Annotated in this window: 25 protein-coding genes and 1 pseudogene; 1 reads left to right on the top strand and 25 read right to left on the bottom strand. The window is 40.1% G+C overall.

Annotated features, from left to right (window positions below; all coding sequences use genetic code 11):
* Positions 1-189: 189 nt before the first annotated feature.
* From E2L03_RS14350 to E2L03_RS14280, 15 genes and pseudogenes are all read right to left on the bottom strand, one after another.
* The gene (locus E2L03_RS14350) at positions 190-624 is read right to left on the bottom strand and encodes a peptidylprolyl isomerase (RefSeq protein WP_035394036.1); all 435 of its coding nucleotides are present in this window, start codon (positions 622-624) and stop codon (positions 190-192) included.
* Between the two features lie 66 nt (positions 625-690).
* Positions 691-2,022, bottom strand: a complete 1,332-nt coding sequence (gene lysA, locus E2L03_RS14345; protein WP_095150128.1) for a diaminopimelate decarboxylase — start codon at positions 2,020-2,022, stop codon at positions 691-693.
* 107 nt (positions 2,023-2,129) lie between these two features.
* On the bottom strand, positions 2,130-3,590 hold the full coding sequence (locus E2L03_RS14340) for a spore germination protein (protein ID WP_038479278.1): 1,461 nt from the start codon (positions 3,588-3,590) through the stop codon (positions 2,130-2,132).
* Complete coding sequence (gene spoVAEA, locus E2L03_RS14335) at positions 3,580-4,167, bottom strand: stage V sporulation protein SpoVABEA (RefSeq protein ID WP_038479276.1); 588 nt, start codon at positions 4,165-4,167, stop codon at positions 3,580-3,582. The genes E2L03_RS14340 and spoVAEA overlap by 11 nt, the downstream gene beginning before the upstream one ends.
* A complete protein-coding gene (gene spoVAE, locus E2L03_RS14330) occupies positions 4,167-4,520 on the bottom strand; it encodes a stage V sporulation protein AE (RefSeq protein ID WP_055735942.1) in 354 nt (117 codons plus the stop codon). The genes spoVAEA and spoVAE overlap by 1 nt, the downstream gene beginning before the upstream one ends.
* Positions 4,521-5,528, bottom strand: coding sequence for a stage V sporulation protein AD (spoVAD, locus tag E2L03_RS14325; RefSeq protein WP_095150126.1), 1,008 nt, complete (start codon positions 5,526-5,528; stop codon positions 4,521-4,523).
* Between the two features lie 15 nt (positions 5,529-5,543).
* Positions 5,544-6,002: a SpoVA/SpoVAEb family sporulation membrane protein gene (locus E2L03_RS14320; RefSeq protein WP_038479267.1), complete on the bottom strand. Its 459-nt coding sequence runs from the start codon at positions 6,000-6,002 to the stop codon at positions 5,544-5,546.
* A 131-nt stretch (positions 6,003-6,133) separates the two neighbouring features.
* Positions 6,134-6,892, bottom strand: a complete 759-nt coding sequence (sigF, locus tag E2L03_RS14315) for an RNA polymerase sporulation sigma factor SigF (protein ID WP_038479264.1) — start codon at positions 6,890-6,892, stop codon at positions 6,134-6,136.
* A gap of 12 nt (positions 6,893-6,904) precedes the next feature.
* Entirely contained in the window at positions 6,905-7,345 is a 441-nt protein-coding gene (gene spoIIAB / locus E2L03_RS14310; RefSeq protein ID WP_038479261.1) for an anti-sigma F factor, read from the bottom strand.
* Positions 7,346-7,348: 3 nt separating this feature from the next.
* Complete coding sequence (spoIIAA, locus tag E2L03_RS14305) at positions 7,349-7,693, bottom strand: anti-sigma F factor antagonist (protein WP_038479258.1); 345 nt, start codon at positions 7,691-7,693, stop codon at positions 7,349-7,351.
* 109 nt (positions 7,694-7,802) lie between these two features.
* The gene (locus E2L03_RS14300; protein WP_095150125.1) at positions 7,803-8,972 is read right to left on the bottom strand and encodes a D-alanyl-D-alanine carboxypeptidase family protein; all 1,170 of its coding nucleotides are present in this window, start codon (positions 8,970-8,972) and stop codon (positions 7,803-7,805) included.
* A 142-nt stretch (positions 8,973-9,114) separates the two neighbouring features.
* Positions 9,115-9,312, bottom strand: coding sequence for a DUF2188 domain-containing protein (locus tag E2L03_RS14295; RefSeq protein WP_035394053.1), 198 nt, complete (start codon positions 9,310-9,312; stop codon positions 9,115-9,117).
* Between the two features lie 79 nt (positions 9,313-9,391).
* The gene (locus E2L03_RS14290) at positions 9,392-10,780 is read right to left on the bottom strand and encodes an MDR family MFS transporter (protein WP_055735946.1); all 1,389 of its coding nucleotides are present in this window, start codon (positions 10,778-10,780) and stop codon (positions 9,392-9,394) included.
* Between the two features lie 136 nt (positions 10,781-10,916).
* Positions 10,917-11,708: a VLRF1 family aeRF1-type release factor gene (locus E2L03_RS14285; protein WP_038479249.1), complete on the bottom strand. Its 792-nt coding sequence runs from the start codon at positions 11,706-11,708 to the stop codon at positions 10,917-10,919.
* Positions 11,709-11,723: 15 nt separating this feature from the next.
* A pseudogene (locus E2L03_RS14280) lies at positions 11,724-12,136 on the bottom strand (organic hydroperoxide resistance protein).
* Between the two features lie 135 nt (positions 12,137-12,271).
* Here E2L03_RS14280 and E2L03_RS14275 point away from each other — a divergent pair.
* A complete protein-coding gene (locus E2L03_RS14275; RefSeq protein ID WP_134259449.1) occupies positions 12,272-12,697 on the top strand; it encodes a pyridoxamine 5'-phosphate oxidase family protein in 426 nt (141 codons plus the stop codon).
* A 55-nt stretch (positions 12,698-12,752) separates the two neighbouring features.
* Here E2L03_RS14275 and E2L03_RS14270 read toward each other — a convergent pair whose 3' ends face one another.
* The 10 genes from E2L03_RS14270 to E2L03_RS14225 form a co-directional block, all read right to left on the bottom strand.
* Entirely contained in the window at positions 12,753-14,066 is a 1,314-nt protein-coding gene (locus E2L03_RS14270; RefSeq protein ID WP_095150122.1) for a pyrimidine-nucleoside phosphorylase, read from the bottom strand.
* Positions 14,067-14,085: 19 nt separating this feature from the next.
* Positions 14,086-15,276, bottom strand: coding sequence for a phosphopentomutase (deoB, locus tag E2L03_RS14265; protein WP_038479237.1), 1,191 nt, complete (start codon positions 15,274-15,276; stop codon positions 14,086-14,088).
* A gap of 36 nt (positions 15,277-15,312) precedes the next feature.
* Positions 15,313-16,203, bottom strand: a complete 891-nt coding sequence (gene xerD / locus E2L03_RS14260; protein WP_371836644.1) for a site-specific tyrosine recombinase XerD — start codon at positions 16,201-16,203, stop codon at positions 15,313-15,315.
* A gap of 23 nt (positions 16,204-16,226) precedes the next feature.
* Complete coding sequence (locus E2L03_RS14255) at positions 16,227-16,445, bottom strand: DUF4227 family protein (protein ID WP_055735951.1); 219 nt, start codon at positions 16,443-16,445, stop codon at positions 16,227-16,229.
* 179 nt (positions 16,446-16,624) lie between these two features.
* A complete protein-coding gene (locus tag E2L03_RS14250) occupies positions 16,625-17,449 on the bottom strand; it encodes a sugar phosphate isomerase/epimerase family protein (protein ID WP_166740318.1) in 825 nt (274 codons plus the stop codon).
* A 13-nt stretch (positions 17,450-17,462) separates the two neighbouring features.
* A complete protein-coding gene (locus tag E2L03_RS14245) occupies positions 17,463-18,437 on the bottom strand; it encodes a DUF6005 family protein (protein ID WP_124741939.1) in 975 nt (324 codons plus the stop codon).
* Positions 18,430-18,699 (bottom strand): phosphopantetheine-binding protein, encoded by a 270-nt coding sequence (locus E2L03_RS14240; protein WP_038479222.1) that lies wholly within the window; start codon positions 18,697-18,699, stop codon positions 18,430-18,432. The genes E2L03_RS14245 and E2L03_RS14240 overlap by 8 nt, the downstream gene beginning before the upstream one ends.
* The gene (locus E2L03_RS14235; RefSeq protein WP_134259445.1) at positions 18,696-19,922 is read right to left on the bottom strand and encodes an AMP-binding protein; all 1,227 of its coding nucleotides are present in this window, start codon (positions 19,920-19,922) and stop codon (positions 18,696-18,698) included. The genes E2L03_RS14240 and E2L03_RS14235 overlap by 4 nt, the downstream gene beginning before the upstream one ends.
* Positions 19,909-21,651 (bottom strand): IucA/IucC family protein, encoded by a 1,743-nt coding sequence (locus E2L03_RS14230; protein WP_134259443.1) that lies wholly within the window; start codon positions 21,649-21,651, stop codon positions 19,909-19,911. The genes E2L03_RS14235 and E2L03_RS14230 overlap by 14 nt, the downstream gene beginning before the upstream one ends.
* Positions 21,635-23,422, bottom strand: a complete 1,788-nt coding sequence (locus E2L03_RS14225; protein WP_134259442.1) for an IucA/IucC family protein — start codon at positions 23,420-23,422, stop codon at positions 21,635-21,637. The genes E2L03_RS14230 and E2L03_RS14225 overlap by 17 nt, the downstream gene beginning before the upstream one ends.
* Positions 23,423-23,561: the final 139 nt, after the last annotated feature.

Raw genomic sequence — 23,561 nt, 5'->3', positions numbered from 1 at the left:
GTACGCAAACTACTTTCATTATACAAAAAGGAATAAGGATCATGCAGAACCATTGCTAAACAAAGATTTTTATACAACTTACTTTTTAATCGTTGAAGACTTGATCATTAAACAAAACTCATTTTCACGACTTCCTATGCAAAAAAAGCATGCAGAGCTTTTCACCCGCGCATACTTTTTTTGTTTATTTTATTCTTCCCAAACTTTTACTTCTTGCATAACGTCGCCTTGATTAATGCGATAGACGCTGTCAAGGCCTTCAACAACTTGTCCGAATACAGTATGAACGCCATCAAGATGTGGTTGTGGCTCATGTACGATAAAGAATTGGCTACCGCCTGTATCTTTACCAGCATGTGCCATAGATAATGTACCTGCTACGTGCTTATGTGGGTTACCAGCGGTTTCACATTTAATCGTGTAGCCAGGACCTCCTGTACCGTTTCCGTTCGGGTCGCCGCCTTGTGCTACGAAACCAGGGATAACGCGGTGGAATGTTAGTCCGTCATAAAAACCTTTTTTCGCTAGTGTTTCAAAGTTTTCAACTGTTCCTGGTGCCTCGTTCTCAAAGAAATCGATAACGATTTTTTCGCCGTTTTCAAACGTGATGCTACCTTTTTTCATCTTTATCCGTCCTCTCACTACTCGTAATTGCGCTTCCGCACTTCATCTATTGTACACACATTGTCATTAATTCTCAAATGGTGCGACTGCTTTTTGCTGATAGGGCAAATCAAGCTTTACTAAGTCTTCATAGGTTTCTCGTTTTACAACAAGCTGCGCTTCACCGTCTTCAACAAACACAATAGCCGGGCGAGGAATACGATTGTAGTTATTTGCCATTGAATAGCCATACGCACCTGTGCACGAAATCGCTAATATGTCGTTTGCGGTAACATCAGGTAAGGGCAAATCCCAAATTAACATATCGCCGCTTTCGCAACATTTTCCAGCCACAGAGAACGTATCCTCTGGCTTGTCATTTGCACGATTTGCTAACATTCCTTCATACTTTGCTTCGTATAGAGCAGGACGTAAGTTATCACCCATCCCTCCATCGACAGAAAGGTAGCGGCGTACATTCGGAATATCTTTTTGCGAACCAATAGTATAAAGGGTTGTACCAGCATCCCCAACAATGGAGCGTCCTGGTTCAATCCAAATCTCAGGCATATTCATTTCTAATTTGGTTGTATGCTTTATCGTTTCATCAACGATTTTCTCAACATATACACTCGGATGAAGTGGCGTATCTCCATCTACATAACGGATGCCAAACCCACCACCGAAGTTAAGCACGGCAGGCTCATAGTTAAACGTTTGTTTCCAGAGTGCGAGATTTTCAAATACTTTTTCTATTGCAAGTACGAAACCATCTGTTTCAAAAATTTGTGATCCAATGTGACTGTGAACGCCTAACAAATGAAGATATTCATCGGCTATGCAAATGCCTATTGCTTTTGTAGCTTGACCACTTGCTAGATCAAAGCCAAATTTAGAATCCTCTTGACCTGTTGTAATATACTCATGGGTATGAGCCTCGACATTTGGCGTTAGTCTTAATAGAACAGGAACTGTTTGTCCACGTTCTTCCGCTAAAGTCTGAATCGTTTTTAATTCGTAGAAATTATCGACAACAATGCATCCAATTTGTTCATCTAAGGCCATCTTTAATTCATCGATGCTTTTGTTGTTACCGTGAAAATGGATTGTAGATGCTGGTACACCTGCTTTTAGAGCTGTAAATAACTCACCGCCAGATACCACATCAATACTTAAACCAGCTGAATGGGCCAGTTGATACATTCCTACTGTGCTAAATGCTTTACTAGCATAAGCTACTTGGTAAGCTACTTGCTTCTTTTCAAACGCGTCTTTAAATGCATTCATTCTCTCTTTTATAAGTGCAACATCGTAAACAAATAGAGGGGTACGATAAACGTTTGCTAGTTCAACGGTATCTACACCACCAATCTCTAAATGTCCACTTGCATTGATTTCCATTGTTCCATGCAAATACACGCCACTCTCACTCCTTTAATAACAAAAGAAAAGCAACTTCAGGCGAAGCCATAAAGCTACTTTCCGCAATTGCTATCTAGTTTATCAGAAGTTAAAACGTTTGACTACTATTCACTTTTTGGTGATTGCTTAATTTTATCCACGGGGTGAACAATACTTGGTCTCCAACGAACGCTTGGAACAGATGTACGAACAAGAATTTGATACATCGCTGGTGGATCAAAAGGTAAAAACGGCCATAGATAAGGCTTTGCAAGCGGAGACAGCCGAATAAGCGAAATAAGTAGTAAAAACAACGATACAACAAATCCTACTGGTCCAAAAAGTGCAACCGCAAGAATGATAAGATAGCGGCTCATCCTTAGCGCCACACCTAACTCATAACTTGGTGTAGCAAACATTCCAATCGAACCAAGCGCCACATAAAGAATGACTTCTGTTGTGAAATAGCCTACATCGATAGCCATCTCCCCAATTAAAAGAGCGGCTACGAGACCAAGAGCTGTTGCTAATGGTGACGGGGTGTGTATAGCGGCCATCCGCAACAGCTCGATACCAGCTTCCGCAAAAATAATTTGGACCGCAATCGGGATATTGTTATTTTCTTCTACACCGACAAAATCCAAAGCTGGCGGCAGTAGTTCTTGATGTGTTGCAAGTAATAGCCAAAACGGAACAATTAATAATGAAAAGAGAATGCCGATAAACCGCATCCATCTTAAAAACGTACCAACTGCAGCAGCTTGTCGATACTCCTCAGCATGTTGAACATGGTGAAACAGTGTTGCTGGTGTAATCACAACCGATGGTGATGTATCAATAATTAGAACAATATGACCTTCTAGAATATGAGTGGCGGCAACGTCTGGACGCTCTGTATAACGCACGAGTGGAAATGGATTAATGCCTTGTTTCACAATGTATTCTTCCACCACTTTATCCGACATTGTTAGTCCATCAATATTGATAGCTTTAAGCTCTTTCTTAATAATGTCGACGAGCTTAGGGTCGACAATCCCTTCTATATAGCATAAACATACATCGGTTTTAGAACGCACGCCCACTTGCATAATTTCTTGGCGTAATCGTTCATCTCGTATTCGTCTCCTCGTTAAGCCGGTATTAAAGATAATGTTCTCTGTGTACCCGTCTCGTGAACCACGTACCACACGCTCTGTATCTGGTTCTTCCGGTCCCCGACCAGGATACGATCGAACATCTACAATTAAACTGTTTGCCTCACCATCGACCACAACACAAATTAATCCTGATAACACTTGGGTAATCGCATGATCAATGGACTCGGTTTCTTCAACTTGAATATGCGCTAAATGATTTTTCACAGATTGAAAAGGATGTTCCGCTCGCCGCATACGACTCTCGGTATCCATAAGCTCGCGCAAGATATCAATAATATATAAGTTATCAACTAATCCAGTTAAATAATAAATATAGACATCTTTACCGAATACATTGAGCTTCCTAACGCCGACATCGAAGGATTCGCCTATTCCTAAACGTTCATTCATAATATGGTCATTTTCTGCAATGCTTTTTCTAAATATCATCGGCTTCGAAGTTGGGTTCACTATAGCCACTCCTTTCTAATATAATCTCAATTGCTTTTCTCGTAATTGGCGCACCTTTTTTAACATCATCAAAGCGCGCCATTTTTCCAATATCTCCTATACCGACAACACAGGGTAAGTTCAAATCATCTAATATGGAGACTGTATCCCCATTAATTCTGCCAATTTCCATATCAATTAAGCCTTCTTTATCTACACCGTATTCGGATAAATGACCAAATCGATCAACGCTTACGTCCACATGAGTCCATTCTTTTGCATGTGTTTGCGAAGCAACAGCTACTGCACCAATAACCTCAATATCCTCTTGACTGACGATATAATGCATGGCTGTTTCACCAAAACCTACATCGCGAATGCCACAATCATCGAACATGATGATAATGGGGATATCTTCTTTTTCCAGTTTAATAAGATCGACTAATTCTTCAGGGTCAATAGTTGTTGGATTCCCATAAGATGCACTAAGAACGGTACATTGTAAGTCTTGAGCAATGTGTTCAAGTGCTTTTTTACTAGCCAAATCACCATCTGTAACAAAAATGACTTTTTTCATCACGTCACCCCTTTTGGCTTAAAAATAGCCGCTACAATCAGGCTCAAGAGAATGGAGAAAACAATGGTAGTAGACGCAAGTTCAAATACTCCATCGCTAATATAAAATAGCCCGTTTTCCCCATTTAACATGGCACCATGTACAAGTGAATAGCCAAAACCTGTAATGGGAACCGTTGCCCCCGCCCCTGCAAAATCAATGAGCTGTTCATATAAACCAAACCCATCCAATATAATGCCAATCAGTACGAGAGTTACTAACATTTGAATGGAAGTAAGCTTGACAATATCTAAAAGAAACTGTCCAAATAAGCAAATGCTTCCTCCAATAACAAACGCCCATAAATAAATCATTTAATTCCCTCTCCTCTCAAACACAACTGCATGGGCAATACAAGGAATCGTTTTATGCTGTTGAACGGTGTTCGCACTATGCAACGCCCCAGTGGCGATTACGAGCACTCGCTTTAGTCGATTAGCAAGTATTTCATTGAAAATGTGTCCAAAGACGACAGTCGCGCAACAACCTGCCCCACTGCCCCCCGCTAACACTTGTTGATTCGTTCCGTACATCATGACACCACAATCGTCGTAATTCTCGCTTACAATCACACCATGTTCACGTAAGAGTTTTTTAAAAATCTCGCTACCAGACCTTGCAAGATCTCCTGTCAAAATAAGGTCAAAGTCAGATGGTTTTTGTTCTGTTTCCTGTAAGTACGTAAGTAATGTATCTGCGGCAGCTGGGGCCATTGCTGCACCGAGTTCATAAGGATTGTTAATCCCCAAATCAATCACTTTACCGAGAAGACCTTCTGTCATTTGAATCATCGATTGATGTCTCCCGAGAATGATGGCACCTGCACCAGTAACGGTGGTCTGTGCTGTATCTGGCTTTTGTTGTGCAAACTCTATAGGAAAGCGAAACTGCTTCTCACATCCTCCAATATGACTACTTGATGCACACAATACATGTCGAGCTCCGCCACCATTAATCCACATTCCTGCAACAATACAATTTTCGATCGCTGTTGCACACGCAGAGTAGCTCCCAATAAAAGGAACGTGTAAATTTCGCGCAATCTGGCTTGATACTGTACTTTGATTTGTTAAATCACCAGCAATAAATAAATCTAAGTGATTGTCTTTTAGCCTCTGTTTATGTAGACAATAGGTAATTGCTTTTTCTGTCATCTTTTTTTCCGCTGTCTGCCAATCCTTCTCACCACATAATAAGCTAGGAAATACATAGTCAAATCCATGACCGAGAGGGCCACTTCCTTCTTTTGGACCAACAGCTGTACCTCGTTCTTCTACATATACTGGCGTCTTAAACTGAATGACCCTCTTTTTATTTACCATACCTTCCGCCTCTCCTTATTTCAGGATCATATGAATGAATAAACGTGAAAAACTAACGAGATAAGCAGCAGTGATGCCAACTATAAAGATTGGACCCACGATGCGAAACAAATGAACGCCTATCCCTGAAAGAAAGCCCTCTGAGCGATGATCAAGTGCTGTTGCTGTCATAGCATTAGCAAATCCAGTAATCGGCACAATCAATCCCGCGCCAAACAACTGTGCTCCTTTTTTATAGATTCCGAAGCCTGTACCAAACGCCGAAATTGTAAGCAAAATGACAATCATATAGCTTGTTGCCATTTGCGGATTTAATGAAAAAAAGAGCCTTAGTCCGTCATAGATCAATTGACCAGCTACACTTATAAAACCGCCTGCTAGGAATGCAAGTGTACCGTGTTTAAGAAAACGGGTTTTCGCTGTAAACAGACGAATGTTTTCTTTATAATTTTCTCTTTCCTCTTTTTTTAACATACGTCCTCCTTTTACTGCGATTTGGTAGTAGTATGCTGCAATGAGTTCCATTCAATTCGCACAAAAAAAAGACTTCCTACCTATTGGTAAAAAGTCCGGCTCCATTTATCTTCATTTTTGCTAATCAAAAACTATGTTTCTGACATGATTTCTTTCATTTGATCGAGAATTTTCTTTTCTAGACGAGAGACTTGAACTTGAGAAATCCCTAACCGCTCTGCTACTTCCGACTGTGTCTGGTCTTTATAATAGCGTAAATAAACGATTAATCGTTCGCGCTCTTCCAAATCTCGTATTGCCTCTTTTAATGCAATCTTGTCAAACCATTTTACTTGGCTAGTATCTGCAATTTGATCCATTAGCGTAATCGGGTCCCCATCATTTTCATAAACAGTTTCATGAATGGACGTTAAACTTCGATTCGCATCTCCAGCAAAGACGACTTCTTCTGGCGTAACGCCTAAGTGTATAGCAATTTCATTCACAGTCGGTGTGCGCCGGTACTCTTTTGTAAGATCATCTTTAGCTTTTCGAATTTTGTTGCTCAATTCTTTAATAGACCGACTTACTTTTACGGTGCCATCATCTCTTAAAAACCGCTGAATCTCACCAATTATCATCGGTACCGCATAAGTCGAGAACTTCACATCATAGGATAAATCGAACTTATCAACTGATTTAATTAAGCCAATACATCCTATTTGAAACAAATCTTCTGCTTCATAGCCTCGGTTCATAAATCGCTGGACAACCGACCATACGAGACGAGTGTTCTTGTTAACAATTAAATCGCGAGCTTCTGTATCACCTTGCTGACTTTTCGCGATTAAGTCTTTTAATTCTTGATCAGTCAACATCTTTTTAGTTGTTTTCTTTAGCTCAGCGCTCATTAGCAAGACCCCTTATCTGCATATGGCCTTTGATTTTGTTAATTGCTTTTTCAGATATACCGTTGTTCCTAATAACGGTTCAGAGACGACTTTCATCTCATGACAGAAGTTTTCCATTATGGTAAAACCCATCCCCGAGCGCTCAAGTTCAGGTTTTGAAGTGAATAATGGTTCGCGCGCTTCATCGATATCAAGAATGCCATTTCCTTCATCGCGAATGACAATTTCAATTTCGTTATCACGCAATACGGCTGAGATGTATACCATACCACTCTCATCATTGTCATAGCCATGAATGATTGCATTTGTCACTGCTTCTGAAACAACGGTTTTAATCTCCGTTAATTCTTCCATAGTTGGATCAAGTTGAGCTAAAAATGCGCCTACTGTTACTCTTGCAAATGATTCATTTTCACTTTTTGCACTGAATGAAAGATCCATTTTATTTTCCATTGCTTAAGCCACCCCTAACTTTTGCAAAGCAAAATCTTCATTTTCTTCAAAACGAATGATCTTAAACATCCCTGACATCTCAAATAAACGGCCTACCGCTGGAGAAATAGCGCAAACGACCATTTCTCCTCCTGCGGCTGTAATTTGTTTATAACGCCCTAAAATCACACCAAGACCCGAACTATCCATAAATGATAACCCTTCAAGATTTAACAAAATATGCTTTGTGTTCGGTAAATGAGCTTCTACTTCCGCTCTTAATGTTTTAGCTGCATGATGATCTAATTCTCCTGCCAGTCTTACAAGTAACACATTGTGTTTTTGTTCCATTTGAATTTGTAATGTCATGAAAACACCTCCATCTAAACTTACTCCATGCTATCATTCCATACCAATCTGCTGAAATCCTTGTTACTGACAAAAGTAGTGCGTATTAGCGAAAAGTTCTACTCATTCTTTATTTCCCTGCAAAAGTAGACAAGGTTCGTTTAAACAATTGCCACCACGAAGCCGTATCAATCGTTTCGGAAGCGACTAAATCTGTCGAGACAACTGTCTTTCCGTCTATTTCAACAGTTAAACTACCGACTACATCACCTTTTTGAATTGGCGCAGCAACGGACTCATCAAAGGACGTATTCACAACAGGCTCTTTTGAATCTTCGCCTTTCTTTAATAAGATTGATACTTGGTCCTCTGTTATTGCTTCTATTGTTTTTTCCGATCCTTTTACAACGGTTGCTGCACCTAAAACATCACCCTTTTTATAAAGTGTTTTAGTAGAGTAATTGTTAAATGCATGATCTAATAACGATGTGACCTCTGCATTTCGTTCCTTCGATGTCGGTGATCCCATAACAACGGTTATCACACGCATCCCGTCTTTTTCAGCAGTAGCGGTTAATCCGTATTTCGCTTCTTGAGTGAACCCTGTTTTTAACCCATCCACACCGGGATAAAAGCGTACTAATTTATTCGTATTGACTAGCCAAAACTCTTTATCTGTCCCTTTGCGTAAATAGTCTTCATAAATACCAGTGTATTCTGTTATGTTTTCGTACTTTAACAGCTCTTTTGCAATCATTGCCAAATCATGAGCAGATGAATAATGGTTTTCTATTGGCAGTCCATTCGTATTTTTAAACGACGTCTGTTCTAAATTTAGTTCACTCGCCTTTTCATTCATCATTTTGACGAATCCCTCTTCAGAACCAGCTATATGCTCTGCCATCGCTACTGCTGCATCATTTCCGGATGCTACCGCAATTCCTTTTAACAGATCATCTACACTCATTTGTTCTCCAGCTTCAAGAAAAATTTGCGATCCACCCATTGAAGCCGCGTATTCACTTACAGTTACTTGCTCATCAAACGACAGCTTTCCTTCATCAATCGCTTCCATTACGAGCAACATCGTCATGATCTTTGTCATACTTGCTGGGGGTAGCGCTTTATCGCTATTTTTCTCAAAAATAACTTCACCTGTATCCCGTTCTATAACAATAGCAGAAAGGGTTTTCTCTCCAAGTGGGGTTTTTTTCACCTCCGCTGCCTTTGCCGTAAGCGGTTGTGTTGCAAATAGCGCTAATAATAACCAAACCACGATTAAATGTAGACCTTTTTTCATACATTTCCCTCCATAACCTTTATGTAATAAGCTATCAGTTAGTCTTTCCATTCCAGATTTTTCTATACACAAGGAAAGGAGGTCAACGTAAAAAAAAGATGAATCGTGAATACCCACGACTCATCTTTCTTTAATACTTGATTTAAAACGTTTTGATTTCTTGTTGCTTGTGATACTCATCGAAAATAATAAGTCGACTTGGCTGGTTTTCTTGTGCTAGCTTCTCGCCTGCTTCAATGGCTTTCGATTGTTTATCGTATTCTTCTAATGGCGCAACATCTTCTACTTTTACAAACCACGTTGTTGCATCTTTATTTGGCGTCACTGTATATTCCTTCATCTCGATCTCTCCTTCTCTATCTGTTCTACTCTTTAAATACCCGAATGAAAAAGAGAGAAAACGTCTTTTCAAGAATACTTTACCGTTGAGGGGTTTTCTTTATAAAAAACGCCATGATAAAACTAATAAACGCTATAACCGTGGCAACAATAAAAGCATTGTTTACCCCTTGTATCATTGATTCACTTTGTTCGACTGAAGCAGATGCGGTCATAACAGAAACAAGGATTGCCGTTCCAATCGAACCTGACACTTGCCTCATTGTATTATTCATTGCCGTTCCATGGGGGATGAGTTCTCTTGGTAATACATTTAAGCCAGCAGTGGTTACTGGCATTAATACAAGCGATAACCCGAACATCCGGACCGCATAAACAATGGTTAGATACGTTAACGATGTGTCTACTGTTAAATTAGTATAAAATAACGAAGACAAGAAAATTAAGGTTAAGCCTATAATCGCCAATGTCCTTGCTCCGAATTTGTCAAAAATCCTCCCTGTTATTGGCGACATGATTCCCATCAACACGGCTCCAGGTAAAATGGTTAACCCCGTTTCAAAGGCAGAGTAGCCTTGCATGTTTTGCATATAAATTGGCAGGATTGTAGCTGGTCCAACGAGAGATACGAATACAAGCATCCCCATCACCGTTGTTAATGTAAAAACAGGATACGTAAACACACGAAACTCTAAAATCGGGTGACTGAGCTTTAATTGCCGTGTCACAAAAAGATAGAGTGTAACAACGCCAATTAGTAATGGCACATAAACAAGGGGACTACCCCAGCTTGCTTGCCCTGCATTCGAAAATGCAAATAATAAACCACCGAAACCAAAGGTGGAAAGAATGATAGACTGAAGATCTAGCTTAGGATGACGCAACGTTGTAACATTCCGCATAACAAAGATCGCCGCAACAATATCAATGACAACAATTGGCATAAGAATCCAGAATAAAATACTCCAGTGATAAGATTCTACTAACCAACCAGATAGGGTAGGTCCAATGGCAGGCGCAAACGAAATAACAAGCCCGACCATTCCCATCGCCTGTCCACGTCTTTCTTTAGGAAAAATAAGAAGAAAAACTGTTTGCATAAGGGGCATCATAATTCCTGCACCTGAAGCCTGAATGATTCGACCTACAAGCAGCATGCTAAAATTGGGAGACACTGCACAAAGCAATGTACCTAAACCAAACAGCGTCATTGCCGTCAAAAAAAGTGATCGCGCTTTAAATTTTTCAATTAAAAAAGCCGTTATAGGAATCATTATCCCATTAACTAGCATAAAAATCGTGGTAACCCACTGGGCAGCATTTTCATTAATGTCTAAGTCAGCCATTAAATGCGGCAAAGCTGTTGTTAGCAACGTTTGATTTAATATTGCTACAAACGCTCCAATTAACAGAACGGCAACCAATGGTTTTTTATTAAATTGAGGCAGTTCCTCTTTTTCCTCACTCATTGCATAACCTTCTTTTCGCCATCTATGTATGTCCCATCATTATAGCGATCTATTTTTTCATTTGTCAAAATTGTTGCCTAGTTATCCATCAATGAAAAGCGCCTCGAATGGGGTTCGAGACGCTTTCTAGAAGGAGTTAAACGACTTCTTCGTTTAGCTCTTTTATAATTTCATGTGATTTTAGTTTTGCCAAGTTACGCTTTGAAATTTTAGGATCGTGGGTTGACAATTGTTTAGCAAATTCACTCGTTTGATCAGGTGAGCCGACTAGATGCAACGTTGACCACTGCTTTTGCTTTGATTCTTTTTCAATCTTTTGAGCAATTTTCTTAAACCACCGCTGTTGATTCGCATCAAATCGATCTGCATACTGTTCACGGTGTAACGCGGCTCCTGTCTCCCCTTGCGGCCTTGCACCTACATACTCTTTCCAATCCTCAGACTCAACGTCCCAACTATATTGCTTTTCTTCAATAACTTCACCAAGACTCGTTTCAACCGTATGTACATCGGTTTTTTTAATCATAACGATCCCTGATAACGGATACTTCTCTTCTAATGTTTCAAGTTGATCAATAACAGGGTGCTTTTCCCACCGAAATTCATTCTCCACTGGGACTTGTAACTTCTGTAAATGAATGTCCCCGTTAGAGGAACCAATGAATACAAGGCTTTTTGGCATATTGGTTGATAAGGCCAAAATCTGTTGCTCCGCCTGTTTTTTCAGTTTTTTAAATGCCTGAAACTCGGTTTGATTATCACTAACCTCTAAGTATTCTTCAAGCTTCTTTAGCCCATTCTTAAGGCGAATTTTCCATTCTCCTTTTTGTTGATCCGTGCTCGTTTTACCAGTCTGCAAATAGATTGTTAAACAGCCGTTCTCACATTGAATTTGCTTAAAGCGTTCCAAATGTTTTGCTAGTGACAATGTACACCCTCCTTATTATTGTGCTTTCGCCGTTAACTTCACTTGAATATTTCCTCTAGTGGCTTTTGAATACGGGCAAAATTGATGTGCCTTTTCAACTAATTCTTCAGCGTCCTCTTGTGAAACACCATTAATTTCGACCACTAATTCTGCTCCAATTTGGAAGCCATTGTCCGATGGGTCTTTAACAAGAGAGACATGTGCTGTTGTTTTTGACTCAATCTCTTTTTTGTCGTTAGCAGCCATTAAATTTAATGCACCATCAAAACAGGAAGCATAACCTGCAGCAAATAACTGCTCTGGATTTGTCCCTTCCTTCTTTGAACCTGGTTTAACTAAATTCAAATCAAGAAATTGATCATCTGAAGTTACTTGACCTTTCTTCCACCTTGTGCCGTTGCATGCGATGTATAGACGATATCTGCCATAATCAAACACTCCTCTATAAAAACTTCTTACATTGACTATATAGACGTTTTCTCTATGAAGTAAACATGAAAAGTGGTTTTATTTTTTCACAGTGAGGAATACTACGTGTAGCTCATAAAAAGGAAGTGTTACTTATGGATGATTCGAAAGTAAAACAACAAATTTTAGCTGTGATGGAAGATCATAAGATTGGATCTCTATCAACTGTAAAAGAAAATCGCCCCCATTCTCGTTACATGACGTTTTATCACAAAGACTTCACGCTGTACACACCAACGGATATCGATACGTATAAGGCTAAAGAAGTCGAAGAAAACCCGCATGTACACGTTCTCCTAGGTTATACAGGTGAGGGCTATGATGACGCATTTATTGAATTTCAAGGAACAGCTACGATTCGGGATGATCAAGAAACGAAAAACGAATTTTGGCATGACACCCTTACCCATTATTTTGACAGTGCCACAGACCCTTCATATATTTTGCTAGAATTAAAACCAAAAACCATTCGCCTTATGAATAAAGGTGATCACACACCTTATGAGATTTCGTTTGATTGAGTTTATTCATCAAGATGAAAAAAAGACCAGTTACCGTATAGGCAACTGGTCTCTTTTATGCTTTTTCAGGATAAATTTCCTTATAAATAAGCGTCGTTGGAGCTGGTTCTCCTTCTTGCATATGGTAACTCTTTTGAACGAGGTCTTTAATATCTTCTACTTCTTCTCGGTTTGCATATAGCGTAACGAGGATATCCCCGACGTCGACGCGATCCCCAATTTTTTTCTTCAACTTTAACCCAACAGCAAGGTCGATTTGATCCTCTTTTGTTGCTCGACCTGCACCTAATTGCATAGCGGCAACACCTATTTTATCTGTCGCAATTTCGTACACATAGCCTGCTTCTACTGCTGGAACATCAATTTGATAGCGAGCTTGTGGAAATAATGTCTCATCGTCTATTACAGCTGGATTTCCACCTTGACTCTCAATAAAGACTTTCATCATTTCGACTGCTTTTCCATTTTCAATCACTTCTTCTAGCTGTTTGCGCGCCTCTTCAACACTGCTTGCTTTTTCCGCTAAGTAAACCATGTGACTGCCTAAGACTAGACACAGCTCAAGCACATCTTCTGGTCCATTTCCTTTCAAGACGTCAATCGCTTCTTGAATTTCAATAGCGTTTCCAACTCCTTCACCTAAAGGCTGATTCATGTCTGAAATAACCGCCATCGTTTTTCGACCAACGTTTGCACCAATATCAACCATTGCTTTAGCAAGCCCTGTTGAATCATCAAGAGTTTTCATAAATGCTCCAGAACCTGTTTTCACATCGAGCACAATGGCGTCTGAACCGGAAGCGATTTTTTTACTCATAATAGAGCTTGCAATAAGCGCCATTGAGTTAACAGTTCCAGTCACATCTCTTAAACCGTACAGTTGTTTATCCGCTGGTGTTAAATTACCTGTTTGTCCAGCAACGGCTAGGCCTTTTGATTGCACTTGATGTAAAAAGTCTGTCGTCTCCATATCACATGAAAACCCTGGAATTGCCTCCAGTTTATCAATGGTTCCCCCTGTATGACCTAGACCACGACCTGACATTTTTGCAACGGGCACGCCTGCAGCCGCTACTAATGGAACGAGTGCAATAGTGGTCTTATCGCCAACACCACCTGTTGAATGCTTGTCTACTTTTATGCCATTAATGGATGTTAAGTCAATTTGGTCTCCTGATTCAGCCATAGCCAAGGTGAGTTCGGCACGCTCCAGTTGATCCATATCTTGAAAGTAAATGGCCATAGCCAGAGCTGATACTTGGTAATCCGGAATACGATTAGCAGTATATTCACCAATGAACCAGCGAATTTCTTCTTTCGTTAAGCTTAAGCCGTCTCTTTTTTTCTCAATAATGTCAACCATTCTCATTGTTTTTCCTCCTCTATGATTACAAATTCTTTGGTGTGAGCTCGTTTAAAAAGCTTTTTCCGTATTCTGGAGCCGTTACATTAAAATTGTCAGCGATGGTTGCGCCAATATCCGCAAACGTCTCACGATGACCTAAGTGAACAGGTTCCAATGTTTTACCGTAAACCAGTAGAGGGACAAGCTCTCTCGTATGATCAGTGCCTATATGAGTCGGGTCGTTTCCGTGATCGGCTGTAATGATTAACAAATCGTCATCAGTTAACTTTGGCAAAAGTTCTTTTAGTTGCGCATCAAATTCATTTAAGGACTGACCATACCCTATGACGTCGCGACGATGACCAAACAGTGCATCAAAATCAACTAAATTCAAGAAACATAGACCCGTAAAGGCTTCGTCCATTTGTTTAATCAGCTTATTCATACCATCTTCATTTGAAACTGTTCGAATGGAAGCTGTTACTCCTTCACCATCATAGATGTCAGAAATTTTCCCTAATGCAATCGAATCAAGCCCTGCATCTTCAAGCGTATTCATAACCGTCTTTCCAAAAGGTTTTAACGCATAATCATGACGATTGGACGTTCGTTTCCAACCTGAGGCATCCCCTATAAACGGCCGCGCAATAATGCGTCCGACCATATATGCTGGGTCCAGCGTTAACTCACGTGCAATCTCACAAATACGATAAAGCTCGTCCACTGGAACAACGTCTTCATGGGCTGCAATTTGTAGAACAGAATCGGCAGAAGTGTAAACAATTAATTTCCCTGTTTCAACATGTTCGCTTCCTAGTTCATCGAGGATTTCTGTACCTGATGCTACTTTATTTCCAATGATGCCACGACCTGTTTTTTCCTCAAGCGCTTGTAGTAAATCATCAGGAAATCCGTTTGGAAAAACACGAAATGGCTCATCAATTCGAAGGCCCATAATTTCCCAATGACCAGTCATTGTATCTTTTCCTACTGATGCTTCTTGCATGATGCCATAGCTCGCACTTGGATTCGCAACGGGCTCAATCCCTTTAAGGGGAGCGATTCTTCCAATACCTAATCTTTCTAGCTCCGGAATATGCAGTGCATCATACTGTTCAGCAATGGAGCCAAGGGTATTTGTTCCTTTATCTCCAAATGCCTCTGCATCTGGTGCTTCACCAATTCCTACAGAGTCCATTACAATAACAACGACTCGTTTAAATGCTTGTGTCACGTTTGTTTCCTCCTCATTCTTGTTAGTACATGCTAGTTATGCGCGTGGATGGTGTTTCAAATAAACATCTTTCATACGCGTTTTCGTCACATGGGTATAAATCTGTGTTGTGGAAATATCAGCGTGCCCAAGCATCTCCTGAACAGAACGCAGGTCAGCCCCGTTTTCTAGAAGATGTGTAGCAAAAGAATGGCGCAGCGTATGTGGACTAAAGCTTTTTTTTATATTTACTTGTTTAGCACGCTGTTTTAAAATTTTCCAAAACCCTTGTCTTGTTAAGGGTCTCCCATAATGATTGACAAAAAGATAAGCATGGCGCTGTTTTTTTAGCAACTGTTGTCTTCCACTTTCTAAGTACGCCGTCAATGCTTTTGACGCTTGTGATCCTAAAGGAACAATTCGTTCTTTATTCCCTTTGCCAATTACTCGCAAAAATCCCATTGCTAAGTGAACATGATCCAGTTCTAATGACGTTAACTCGGTTACACGTAAACCTGAAGCATAGAGCAACTCAAGCATCGCTGTATTTCGAAGCTCTAAGGGTACGCTTCCTATTGTTTGATGCTGCAATAAGAGCTCTACTTCATCTGCACTTAGAAAATCAGGTAATCGTTTTTCTTTTTTTGGTGATTCAATTAAAGAAGAAGGGTCACTCGAAGTGAATTGTTCCCTATATAAGAAACCATGCAGTGAGCGAACCGATGTGAGAATTCGTGCCAATGTTGCAGCTGATTTATCTTGTAGCTTTAGCTCGTACAAAAATGATTGAATCGTATGGTGCGTGACATCTGAAAACGCCTCCACATTCTCTTGTTGCAAATAATGGACATACTGTTTTAAATCTCTTCCATACGATTCTAATGTATTAGGCGATAAACCTTTCTCAACTTTAATAAAGTGGACAAATTGATGAACATCCTTTTGCAAACCCATGTTGTACTCCTTACTTCTTATTCGCCATCTAATAAAAACAACGTTAACCGCTGTAGCAAACTTCGATCTTCGTCACTAACAGCAACAGATGACGCTTTTAATGCATTTCCTTCTGGCACGTCATAGCGATGGAACTCACTTAATTCATCCGTCACCCATAGAATACCATAGTAGAAGATCGCTGTGCATGCTACAAACAAAATTGCTGCTTTCATTGTATGAAAGAGAATTTTCATTCTATTCCCTCGCTCTCTTTTTTCACTCTATCTTCTACACTATGCCAAGTTCGTGCAAGTCTATACATGAAATAGCGAGAATCCTTGTTTTTCTATTGCGAGGTAACAGTGGCATTCGAAAAAGGCTAAAACCACCTATTCTTATTGAGTAAGAACAGATGGTTTCCAAAACAGGTAGATTAATGATAGAGCGTTTGTTTTTGGTAGGCAACTAGTTTTTGCTTATCCTTTTCTAATACTGCAAACGGATGGTGACCGAACCATTCAAGGGAAGCATGAAAGGAGCTTAAATCATGATTTGAAAGAAATTGATGATAATCAATCTGCCCTGTAAACAAACTTGTCATCCCTTGTCTTGATGCAGAAGCATGAAAAACGTTTTCAGGATGGAATACATGTAAATGCTCACGATCAAGTACGTTTTTCAGATGAAGATGCTCTATAAATGGCTGTAGCTGCTCAAATGCTTCATCGACATTCGCACCGCTTTCCCATGCATGAAGCACATCAAAATTTACTCTTAGCGAAGGATGATTCACTTCAGACAGCAGCTGCAATGTAGAAGAAACTGTATCACAAAGAGTGCGCGGATGAATTTCAACTAGTATTTGTTTATTTTTTTCCATTGCCATCTTACACACTTCTCTAAGTTGGTTAACGAGGTGCAGACGTTCCTCCTTTTGAATCAGTTGACTACCTAATTCCCCAGCGAATACTCGAACTTTTGATGTATTCCAACGACCTGCAAGGTGAAGCATATTATTGGCAGCAGACTGGATTTTTGTCCATTCTTCATGTAACGGTAAGTAGTCGCTTAACATCGATACTGTTAAGCCTTGTGTTTCTAACCATTCTCCATTTACGTGGGCATGTGGCTTCAGATGACGTGCATGGGTACCCCAAAGCTCAATACCATCGAAACCATGCGTTGTAGCCCATTTCGCAATGTGTTCAATGGACTGCAAACCATGTCGAAATGAAATGGTACATACAGAAACATTCACATTCAAATCCCCCTTAACGTTGGTGTAGAACAAGTGGCTTTTCTATTAGAAGCCATTCGTTAAAGTACAAAATCAGTTGTGCTTTAATTCTCCGTTCTCGTTCATTTTGGCGTTTAAGTTGGTTGCACAATTGCTCATAGTCCGCTTCTTTTTTCGTTTTCGCCACTTTCATCGCCTGATACTGAACGATTTTAAAGCCTTTCTCTAACGACTCAATTTCATCGCACCACTGCTCAAATGTATTTTCACTAAATTGGAGTGCCTTCCAAAAAAACGCAAAAGCATGCTCATAGGCATATTTCCGAATAGCTAGAACAGGTAGTTGTTTCATCACAAGTCCAAGCTCATTAAGTCGATGGCGCTGACTTCCAGACCAAAACGTTTCTACAAGTGATTGAAGCGTTTCTGTTAATGGGTTTTCACGACCTTTCATACAGGTTCGAAAATAGGCTTTTATCGTGTCATCAGAAGGAGGCTGAATGGTTTTTCCATTAAAACGATAGCCTCCTGCCACATCATGGGAACGAACTGCATTCAGAATTTGAGCCTTATCCATTTCCCCTTCCCAACGAAAATCCGGATCATACATCATCCAAACGTCGTTATCTTGTGTTTTCTCCAGCATGACATAATGAGGAAAAGGCGCATGATGAAATTTATTTTCTCGCTCAGGAAGCAATGCAAGATCAAGCATGACAATAACATGCGTATCGTCATCTTTTTCTTCGATTAACTGAATGAGGTTCTCTACATTTTCCTCTTTACTAGCTGTATTTTTATACCATTCAGTTAATGTAATGCCGTAAAGAGTTTCGTACCAGTTTTTAAAGAACGTATGATCAACGTTTTCCTTATGGTAAGTCAACCGATCATGTTCATCTAGAAAAAAATCCGCATCCCATACACCAAAATAATAAGGACGGTGGTCAATGCCATTTTTCTTTAACACCTCACACACACAACTAACAAAGCAATGCACTTTAATCATAGGTAACGGTTGTCTTTTCTTGACGCTGAATAAACTGAGCTAAGCGATCAACGGTCTCAAATATGGCCGGATCAATAGACTCGTCCGGGATCGCAATCTCATATTTTGTTTCTAGTTCTAGCAAGATGTGCAAGATCATAACTGAATCAATAGCTAACTCTTCATTTAGCCTTGCATGGGGATGAAAGGCGTCCATTGTTTGTAAAGCTAGATCTTCTTTCATAATTGTGTAAAGAATGTTTACAGCATGTTCATACGTCATACAGGAACATCTCCAATCTGTTTTCTATTTACTTTTCCATTGGCTCCTTTTTCAATTTTCTCGACGAAATAAACTTCTTTTGGTATTTGATAAGGTGCAAGATAAGATGTGCACCATCCTCGAAGAGCGCTTATATCTAAACCTGTCCCTACAATCTGGGCACAGACCCGTTCGCCTGAAAATGAATCTTCTCTTTTATATACAACTGCATCTTCTATATCTTGATGTTGGAGTAAAATCTGTTCAACCTCGTGGGGCAATACATGAATTCCGGCTACGTTAATAACGTCGTCTACTCGTTCAACAAAGTATAAGTTACCGTCTTTTCCGAAATAACCAAGATCTCCTGTATGGCAGTAGCCTTCAGTTGATTCAACATAAACAGCCGCCGGAGCCGAAACTACGCCGGCTTTAACATGATGATGCGTTAAAGGTTTTCCTAAGTCATTCGATTCGCTTATGGATGTCGCTATACTAATACACCCTACTTCTGAGCAGCCGTACTGCTGCATCACAAACGTACTGGCTTCTTTAATTTCTTTAAACCATTTATCAGGTAGCCGCGTTCCTGAGGTCATTAAGCCATACAATTTTTGATCTGTTCGTTTTGCTATATAATAGAGTAATGGCGGAGAGGCATACAGCACATGTTGTGGATATGCCTTCGTCTTGCTTAAGACATAGTTTGGATTTTGCGTGGTCACAACTACAACTGTTTTTCCTTGATCGATACCTGCCATGACGCCACTAATTAAACCGTATGAATGCGTTATTGGGCAGGCAACAATGACTGTATTGGCGTCAATGGAATGCCACATTTCACGGTAAGCACGTAATTCATCGTCGATAGAGGTCCAACTACGTACAATTCGTTTTGGTTTTCCTGTTGTTCCAGAACTGAATTGAATGAGGCCCCCTTCACTACTTAATTCGGCTTGACTTAACGTGAGTGGAGATTCAAGAGATTGATAGAATAAGTAAAAACAGCCCGCTTCATTAGCAATCCGTTTTGCTGCCTCAACAGGTGTAGATGGGTGAATTGGTACAATACTCGCTTGTTTTTCTTTGACATAGTAAAGAAGCATGACCCACTTACCTAAGTCTTCTGGGCATATTGCAATACGCCACCTATCCGCTTTTCGCCAAATGGGGTGGTCATTAAGATGTTGTTTAAAACGGTTAAAATCTTCTCCTGTGTACGATTGATCGTCAACGATAAGCATACATACCCTCCAACTGAATAGGATTTCTTATCAAATGCCTGCACTCTTTCTCCCCAGTCCATTTCTTTTTAAAAAGTGATTCTGTTGTCATCTTTTCCTTATGGAGATGAAAAGCATGTAAGCGTTCATTCATTTCGTTCTCTCTTTGCAAATAGCGCATCAGTGATACAGTAACAAAGTTCCAAAACCGGTCCTCTTTAAAATCAAGCTCACACTCTAACTGCCACGACAATTCAGTTAGGTTGTAAACAAATAGTGTGTCGACTATGAGTTCACGAAGCGCTTCTGGAGAAGACATCCAATAATAATCGTCCACTGCACCTTCCTTAAAGCTTGAATGAATTTCGTGGAATTGAGGTATAGACTTTTTCTCTTTCACATAAGGTTCGTAATATTCCAAACTCTCATGGAAGTCTCTTAAGAGCACACCAATCGGCCAATTTGTATCGGAAAGAATCAGAATCATGTTTTGCCCATGAGCTTCTACTGCAATACCATGTATTAAACAGAGGTGAACAACAGGAGTAACGACTACCTCAATAAGCTGCTTTAGCCAAGCTTCTATCCCGAAATCCTTAAGAAAAGGAGCGATAAATAAAGAGCCGTCTTTCTCTTTTAGAGAAAGTGCATTTAATGGGACAGCACGCTCGCCACTTTGCAACTGACTTTGAACAGATTCTCGAAAAATCACATTGACATTCCCCATTATCCACGGATAACGACTTGGCTCATACGAAGCGCCAGCATATTCTTTTAACAAACGGACATCGTGTTGTTTACAGAGAAAAGGATCTTGTGCAACAACTTCTTGAAGCCATCGCGATAAATGGGGAGCAGCTGCAACACTTTCTGACTGAACCGTACGCAAGGAAGAAGTATTGATCATTTGCAAGGGTAATTTCAACTGAGCTTGGAACGGGTTGTCTTTGTTCATCACCGTTCGAATGGATTGTGATGCACCATAACAGTCACCGAAAGCACCAAGATAAAGAACATCTTTTGTTTCAACTGCTTCTTTTAACTCATTGTTTTGTAGTGTCTCCCATTGCCATGGATGTATTGGAAGTATACGATAGTCATACAACTGTCCTCCTGCTTGACACAACGCTTCTACAACTTTCTTCCATGTGTCATAGCCGAATTCTTTTTGGAGAAAACTCTGCTCTTCCTCAGGATAATACGTGTGCACATCTTCTTTTTTTACGCCTAACCATACAAGAGAAAAGCCGGCTCCTGCTTCATTTCCAAACGCTTGATGGTCTTCAAGGGAAAATCCTGTTCTAGCTTTAAAACAAGGGTGATAAGGGTGACCTTCTCCAATAGCCTCTTCCAACTGTTCATATGTAAGCATTCGTCTTGAGGGTGTCCCTCTTATGTATTCCTCATTCCAATTTGATAGGAAGACGGTTTGTGATAATTCAGCATAGAGGGCCTGACTTTTTTCAACTGATAATGCTGCATCTTCGACAATATCCTTTATTCTAGGAAACGCTTGTCTACCAGAACGGGCGGACAAAAGCGGCATTCCCTGTATTCTGACTCGATCAAAGGCAGACCGTTTTCCAAGACATTGATACATATGCTTTTTTCCTCTAATCGTAAAGATCTTCCATCCATTTTGTGCCGGTCTTTCGTCATAAGGTAACAACTGCTCGAACAAAATGGCTTCAAAGCATTGCCGAATAACACGTTGTTCCGCCTTACTTGGTAGATTAGATGGTTTCTGCATGTTGTACCTCCAAACTCGTCACCGCTTGAAACGGATTCTGAACTTTCACATAAACAGCTTGTTCTAGTTCTTCTGCCAATTCATCCACATCATGAAAACGAGTAAGTAAATTTGCTTTAAATGCAAGCTCTGTTTTTACGAGTAAACCTTCTATAAATAAGCGTCCAGCATCGGAACATCTCTGACAACATTGTTTCAATGCCTCTTTTAGCACCTTTAAGAGCTGTCTCTCACACATTAAGCCATCCGCACCAAAACGGTGGATCACGGCAAATGCTTGATTCATGATCAAGTAATACGTAAATCGATTTTGAATAACCTCATCGTCATAAAAGAGCCCTTCTGTTTTTTGCAACTCTGGTACTAGCGAAAGTAAGCTTTGTCTATATGATTCTGCTAAGTAATAGCCTTGATTGTCCCGGTAATAATACATTGTTGGGTAGCCATTGTGGATATCAAGCAAACTATTTTGCTGATGAGCTTCTAGGGCAATTCCAAGTTCGTCATACAGCGAAATGAGTGGAAAAATGGCCCTTTCAACATAAGCTTGAAACCATTTCTCACTTATCATGCGGTAAGAGGATCGTTCTTTTAGAGCAAGTTCCTTAATGATTGTTGCTAATTTTGAATCACTTCCTGGTAAAGGATCTTGAACAAGTGCCGCGATCGTCGTAACGCCCCTACCACCATTTTGAAAAGGATTAGAGCGAACAATGGTTTCAAATCCTGATTCTTTCACTCCTGGCAGATGAACGGCTAAGTATGCTGGATCATGAATAAATCGGCATGTCTTGCTTTTCCATCTTGCTTTTTGTAGTACTTTTCCAACAATAAGACCTGCTCGTAGTTCATGCTGCTTATTCACTCTAAGAGAGTTGGTTACTTTTACTGGTATAGAGAATTTAAACATCCAGTTACTTTCTTCGTTAAACACCGTTCTGATTGAAGATGTAGCAGTGTACCATTTACCACAAGGTCCTTTGTCTTGAATAAGACCTGTTTGGATTGCTTTACGAATATGAGGCTGTTCTAATAAATAGTGTGCTTGTAATGGATGCATCGGAAAAGGAAACCATTTTTCATCAATCCTTTGCACATCTGTTTCTTCATAGACAATGTCCCATACACTTTTATCTAAAATGGACTCATATTGCATAATCGTATGATGCACATAAAAGTAATACAGTTGAAAGCGACCTTTTAACTCAGGTGCATAAGCAGCATGCTGCCAATAAGCCATTCCTTGTCTACTTTTAGGCGTTGGGTGTAGCCAATGACCAAATAATAGCGACTGCTCTGCATCGATAAATGTTTGATTTGGATCATGAACGTCCTCACCTGTTGCGAGCCGTTCTTCTAAATATGTACACATCGAGTGATAACTTTCTAGCATGCGAACGAGGCACTCATCAAAACAAGATCGTTTTGACTCTCCACTATGAACCGCTTGCAAATGTAGCTCTTGAATAAGGAGGATTAAAACAGACAGCGGCTCTTCTTGATCCCATCCGGTCTCATCATCCCCCTTCAAAATTGTTCCAAACGAGTGGCGCCCTACGAACGAACGATACAGAATCTCCATTCGTAAACTAACACGCTGGTGGGGAAGATTAATTTCTAGCATCTGTTCCGTTTGTAATTTCGTCCTGTGCCTTGATTGGCCATTTTTGGAAACCGGCAAAAGCTCCCCACTTGACGTTTCCTTTATATAACTGTTTACAAAAGCTTTCAAAGAGGCATTTTCAGCAATACGCTTTGCAGAATGCTGCATGAAGGTTTCCTTCCTCTCTAATTAATTGAAATTGATTCTCAATTAATTCCAAAAATAATGATCGCATATAATGTTCAAGCGATCTATTTAGTTCCATTATAATGAAAATGATTCTCATTATCAATATTTTTTTGAATAT

The organism is Shouchella oshimensis (genome assembly GCF_004375095.1).
Lineage (GTDB): Bacteria > Bacillota > Bacilli > Bacillales > Bacillaceae_D > Shouchella > Shouchella oshimensis.
The sequence above is the reverse complement of the archived record's forward strand: the minus strand, read 5'-3'. Positions and strand labels throughout refer to the sequence as shown.